At 71.6% G+C, this 6,116-nt stretch carries 3 protein-coding genes; 1 reads left to right on the plus strand and 2 read right to left on the minus strand.

From position 1 onward, the window contains the following. Nucleotides 1–146: 146 nt before the first annotated feature. Nucleotides 147–1,220: a glutamine synthetase GlnII gene (gene glnII, locus G6R24_RS17215; RefSeq protein ID WP_163550249.1), complete on the plus strand. Its 1,074-nt coding sequence runs from the start codon at nt 147–149 to the stop codon at nt 1,218–1,220. Nucleotides 1,221–1,471: 251 nt separating this feature from the next. On the opposite strand, the gene G6R24_RS17220 is transcribed toward glnII, so the two are convergent. Next, nucleotides 1,472–4,684 (minus strand): bifunctional [glutamine synthetase] adenylyltransferase/[glutamine synthetase]-adenylyl-L-tyrosine phosphorylase, encoded by a 3,213-nt coding sequence (locus G6R24_RS17220; RefSeq protein ID WP_225438651.1) that lies wholly within the window; start codon nt 4,682–4,684, stop codon nt 1,472–1,474. Further along, nucleotides 4,681–6,039, minus strand: coding sequence for a type I glutamate--ammonia ligase (gene glnA / locus G6R24_RS17225; RefSeq protein ID WP_163550251.1), 1,359 nt, complete (start codon nt 6,037–6,039; stop codon nt 4,681–4,683). Before glnA ends, G6R24_RS17220 begins: the two co-directional genes overlap by 4 nt. Nucleotides 6,040–6,116: the final 77 nt, after the last annotated feature.

The following is a 6,116-nucleotide window of genomic DNA, read 5'->3' on the forward strand; positions in this document are numbered from 1 at the left end:
AGAATTAACAATTACGGAACGGTTCGGTAACCAGGCCCGACGAAACTCCGACCGAACCCTCCGTCACCGCGGCCTGGGTCGGCCTCCCCCAGACCGATCACAAAGTCGCTCCGTCAGGTGCAGGATCAACAGCGGGGAGTAGTTGAGTGAGTTATCAGGCCGAGTACATCTGGATCGACGGCACCGAGCCCGACCCCCTGATGCGCAGCAAGACGCGCATCGTCAAGGACGGCCAGGAGCCGGACATCTGGGGCTTCGACGGCTCGAGCACCAACCAGGCGCCGGGATCGAACTCGGACTGCGTGCTGCGTCCCGTCTTCGTGACGTCCGACCCCCTGCGGGGCGGTGACAACCGGCTGGTGCTGTGTGAGGTCGAACTGACCGACTTCACGCCCCACCCGACCAACACCCGGGCGTTCAGCCGCAGTGTCGCCGAGAAGTACGCCGACATGTCGCCGATGTTCGGTATCGAGCAGGAGTACACCTTCTTCAAGGACGGCCGTCCCTACGGCTGGCCCGAGGTCGGCTTCCCCGCGCCGCAGGGCCCGTACTACTGCGGCGTCGGCGGCTCGAAGATGCCGGGCCGCGAGATCGTGGAGCGTCACACCCAGGCGTGCCTCGACGCCGGCCTCGCCATCGAGGGCACCAACGCCGAGGTCATGATGGGCCAGTGGGAGTTCCAGATCGGCGTGCTTCCGACGCCCGAGATCGGCGACCAGATCTGGCTGGGCCGGTGGCTGCTGCACCGCATCTCCGAGGACTACGGCGTCGAGGTGTCCTTCGCCGCCAAGCCGATCCTCGGCGACTGGAACGGTGCCGGCGCGCACACCAACTTCTCCACCAAGCAGACGATGGCCGGCTGGGACGCCATCGTCACCTGCTGCGAGGCGCTGGGCACCCGCGTTCTGGAGCATGTCACCCACTACGGGACCGGCATCCAGGACCGGCTGACCGGCAAGCACGAGACCGCCCCCTGGAACAAGTTCTCCTGGGGCGCCTCGGACCGCGGCGCGTCCGTCCGTATCCCGTGGGCGGTCGAGAAGGCGAAGAAGGGCTGGCTGGAGGACCGTCGTCCGAACGCCAACATGGACCCGTACCTGGTCTCCGCCCTGATGGTCGACACCTGCTGCAGCGCGCTGGCCGGTGACAAGCCGACCCTGTTCGTGCCGGAACAGGGCACCCCGACCCTCGTGGGTGTCACCGCCGGCGCGAGCGTCTGACCTTCCTCTCCGCTCCACTCGGCCCGATCCGGACCTGATCTGCGATCTGATCTGATCTGGCCAGCCGGACTCAAACCGGGGCGCTCGTGCGGGGGAGCACGTCGCCCCGGCTTCTCGATGTACTCCGCGGCGCCGCGACGGTGTGTACCGCGACGTGAGGCGACAGCCGAAGGCCGGCCGTCCGGGACTCCTGCCCTCGGACAGCCGGCCTTCGGCGATCCTGGACGGCACTGACCCTGGACGGCACTGGCTCAGCCGAAACCCGCGGTCTGCTCGCGGGCGAAGATGGCCTGCACCACCCGGTCGGCGCGCCCGGTAAGCCGCTGGTGTTCGGCGAACAGGTCCGCGCCTCCCCCGGCGGGCCACCCCGCGGCCCGGGCCGTGCGTTCGGCTTCCCGCGGGTCGGTCGGGACGAGATCGGGGTCGCGTCGCCCGGCCAGGGTGCCCGCACCGCGGATGCGTGCGGCCGAGAGCCAGGCCGCCTGCAGATCACCGGCGTCCCCCTCGCCGAGCAGACCGGTACGGACCGCCGCGCGCAGCCCGTCCAGGGTCGAGGTGGTCCGCAGCGACGGCAGCGCGCGGGCATGCCGCAGCTGCAGGACCTGGACGGCCCACTCCACGTCGGTGAGGCCGCCGGGCCCGAACTTCAGGTGCCGCCGCGGGTCGACGCCACGGGGCACCCGTTCGCGTCGCATCCGACCACGCAGCCGGACGATCTCGGCGAGCGCCGTCGCCGGCAGTGCCTGCGGGTAGCGCACCGCGTCGATGAGGCGGCAGAACCCGTAGGCCAGCTGCGGATCGCCGGCCAGCGGCCTGGCCCGCAGCAGGGCCTGCGACTCCCAGTCCCGTGACCATCGCCGGTAGTAGGCCTCGTAGGCCTCGAGTGTGCGTGTGAGCGGACCGCTGCGGCCCTCCGGACGCAGCGCCGTGTCCAGGCGCAGCGCCGGATCCGGTCCGGGCAGCGACAGCAGCCGGTGCAGCTCGCCGACGACCGCGGCGGCGGCCCGTCCCGCCTCCTGCTCGCCGTGTCCGTCCCGGGGCGCGTGGACGAAGACCACATCGGCGTCGCTGACATAGGACATCTCGTCCCCGCCGAGGCGTCCCATCGCGATGACGGCCATCCGCACGGGCAGCCGCTCGGGGTCGCCCCCGGCGACCCCGCGCTGCGCGATGAGCAGGCTGGCCGTGATGGTGGCCGCCGCGGCGTCGCTGAGCGCCCGGCCGACCGCGACGACGTCGAGCAGGCCCAGCAGATCGGCGCAGGCGACCCGGACCAGTTCCACCCGACGCACCGCCCGTCCGCGTCCGACCGCGTCCGCCGAATCCGGGTTGCGGTGCACGATGGCCAGCAGCGTGCGCGACAGCGCCTCGCGGGACACCGGCACCAGATCGGCCTCGGTCCGCAGCAGCCGCACCGACTCCGGCGCCTGCGCCATCAGATCGGCGACGTACGGACTGGTCGCGAGGACCCTGGCCAGCCGGTCGGCGGCGCCGACCGAGTCACGCAGCAACCGCAGGTACCACGGCACCCGGCCAAGCGCCTCGCTGACCTGACGGTAGGCCAGCAGCCCCGCGTCCGGGGCCGGTCCGTCCGCGAAGGTCGGCAGCAGGGTGGGGAGCAGATGCCGTTGGATCGCCGCGGTCCGGCTGACCCCGCTGGTCAGCGCCTCGATGTGGCGCAGCGACCGTTGCGGTGTGACGAATCCCAGCGCGGTCAGCCACTGCGCCGCCTCGGCGTGGGAAAGCCGGATCTCCTCGGTGGACAGCCGGGCCACCGCCTCCAGCAGCGGCTGGTAGAACAACCGCTCGTGCATCGAGCGGACCGTGTGCGCGATCCTGGTCCGGGCGGCCTCGAACTCCGCCGCCGTGCGCATCCCCATCGACCGGGCGAGCCAGCGCAGCTCGGGCTCGCCCCCGGGCAGGGTGTGGACGCGGCGCAGGTTACGCAGCTGCAACTGGTGTTCGGCGGTGCGCAGGAAGCGATAGGCGTCGGCGAGCGCGGCGGCGTCGCGGCGCCCGACGTACCCGCCGCGGACGAGGCCGTCGAGCGCGGCCAGCGTGGCGTTCTCCCGCAGCTTCGGGTCCGCCCGGCCATGGACGAGTTGCAGCAGCTGCACCGCGAACTCGACATCACGCAGCCCCCCGGGGCCGAGCTTGAGGTTACGGTCGGCCTCCGTCCGGGACAGCGTGGACTCGACCCGACGGCGCATCGCCTGGACGTCGGCGACGAAGTTCGGCCGGGCGGACGCGGTCCAGACCAGCGGGGCGACCCGCGCGCAGAACTGGTCGCCGAGGTCGCGGTCGCCGGCGATCGGCCTGGCCTTCAGCAGCGCCTGGAACTCCCAGGTCCGCGCCCAGCGGCGGTAGTAGGTCAGATGGCTCTCGAGCGTGCGTACCAGGGCTCCGTCGCGTCCCTCCGGGCGCAGGTTGGTGTCGACCTGGAACAGCGCCCCCACCGACGTCACCAGCCCCGCCGCCCGCACCAACCCCTCGGCCAGCCGCGCCGCCGTCCGCAACGTCGCCTCGAGACCATCCCCGGCCCCGGCCCCGGCATCGGTTTTGGCGTCGGCGTCGGCATCGGGGCCAGCCCCGGTGTCAGCCTCGACGTTCGGCGGCTCGGCGACGAACACGACGTCCACGTCGCTGACGTAGTTGAGCTCGCGGCCGCCGCACTTGCCCATCCCGATCACGGCCAGGCGCACCGGCGCGGACTCGGCCGGCAGACCCGCCCGGGCGATGGCCAGGGCCGCGTCGACGGCCGCGCCGGCGAGATCGGCGAGTTCGGCGGTCGCGTCGTCCAGGGCGACCGCGCCGGTCAGGTCCCGGGCGGCGACGGTCAGCAGTTCACGGCGGTAGGCCAGCCGTAGCTCGTCGAGGATCTCGGTGGTGTCGGCCGCGGCCCGAGGAGTCGGCGCGTCCGGGTCGGCGCCGACCGCCCGCAGCAGCATGGCGCGGGTCCGGGCCGCGTCGGGCCGTCCGGTCGCCAGGTCGTCCGCGTCCAGTACCTGCCAGTCCCCCGGACGGCGCGCCAGATGATCACCCAGGGCCCGGCTGGCGCCGAGCACCGCGCACAGCCGTTCCCGCAGGCCCCGCCGCGCCGCGAGCCCGGCGAGCAGCCCCGGTCCGTCCACCGGACCCAGCGCGTCGATCAGCCGTTCCAGCCCACCGAGCGCCAGATCAGGATCGGCCGAGGCCGCGAGGGCGGCGACCACCGGGTGGCTGAACCCGCCAGCTCCGGCGTCAGTTCCGCCGCCGCCAGCTCCGGTTCCGCCGCCAGTTCCGGCTCCGCCGCTGGCTCCAGCTCCGGTTCCGGTTCCGTCCGCGGGCAGCAGCGCCAGCCGTCGCATGGCGGCGGCCACCCGGTCGACGTCGGTGAAGCCGAGGCGGGCGAGCCGCGCGCCGACCGAACTTCCCCGTGGATGGTCGATCCCACCGGCCGCGGCGCCGTGCCGTTGCGAGATCACAGCACGGGCAGGTACCGGTCGATCTCGAACGGTGTGACCTGCCGCCGGTAGTCCTGCCATTCGGCCCGCTTGTTGCGCAGGAAGAACGCGAACAGTTCGTCGCCGAGGGTCTCTCGCACCAGCGCCGAACCCTCCATCACCGTGATGGCGTCCGAAAGCGATCCGGGCAGGGCGGCGATCCCCCGCTCGCGACGCTCCTCGTCGGTGAGCATCCAGACGTCGTCCGCGGCCGGTGCGGGCAGGTCATACCCACCCTGGATGCCACGCAGCCCGGCGGCCAGCACCAGGGCGAAGGTCAGGTACGGGTTGCAGGCGCTGTCCGGCAGCCGGAACTCGACCCGGGTCGCCTGCGTCTTGTGCAGCTTGTACAGCGGGACGCGGACCAGCGCGGAACGGTTGTTGTGCCCCCAGCACACGTACGCGGGCGCCTCCAGCACCTCACCGGCCTGCTGGTCGCCGATCAGCCGCTTGTAGGAGTTCACCCACTGGTTGGTGACCGCGGTGATCTCCGCGGCGTGGGTGAGCAGCCCGGCGATGAACGACTTCGCCACCTTGGACAGCTGGTATTCGTCGGTCGGGTCGTGAAAGGCGTTGCGGTCACCTTCGAACAGGCTCAGATGCGTGTGCATCCCGGAGCCCGCCTGGTCGCCGAACGGCTTGGGCATGAACGTGGCGTAGATGCCCTGGCGCAGCGCGACCTCCTTCACCACCTGCCGGAACGTCATGATGTTGTCCGCGATGGTGAGCGCGTCCGCGTATCGCAGGTCGATCTCCTGCTGCCCCGGCGCGACCTCGTGGTGGCTGAACTCCACCGAGATACCGAGCCGTTCCAGCATGCTGATCGCCTGCTGGCGGAAGTCGTGGCTGATGTCGTTCGGGGTCAGGTCGAAATATCCCGACTCGTCGACCGGCGGGGGCATCGGCCCGCCGCGCTTGGGCGGCTCCTTGAGCAGGAAGAACTCGATCTCCGGATGGGTGTAGAAGGTGAATCCGGCATCGGCTGCCCGCGCCAGCGTGCGCCGCAGCACCCAGCGTGAGTCGGTGGCCGCCGGCCCCCCGTCCGGCATGACCAGGTCGCAGAACATCCGGGCGGTCAGCGGGTGCTCGCCCCGCCAGGGCAGCACCTGGAACGTGGACGGGTCGGGCCGGGCGAGCATGTCCGCCTCGTGCACCCGGGCGAAACCCTCGATCGCCGAACCGTCGAACCCGATGCCCTCGGACAGTGCCCCCTCAAGTTCGGCCGGGGAGATCTCCACGGATTTCAGGTACCCGAGGACGTCGGTGAACCAGAGCCGCACAAAGCGGATGTCCCGCTCTTCGAGAGTTCGCAGCACGAACTCCTGCTGTTTGTCCATGACGCCTCCGCACTGAGGTGAGGACTCGACGATACGGGCCCGTCCGACCTGAACCGACCATAGCGAGCGGTCCACCC

The sequence above is a fragment of the Candidatus Frankia nodulisporulans genome (genome assembly GCF_902806475.1).
GTDB lineage: Bacteria > Actinomycetota > Actinomycetes > Frankiales > Frankiaceae > Frankia > Frankia umida.

Bases quoted from the DNA above. Each gene is read 5' to 3' on its own strand.
- glnA (WP_163550251.1), bottom strand. From the start codon at position 6,039: ATGGACAAACAGCAGGAGTTCGTGCTGCGAACTCTCGAAGAGCGGGAC.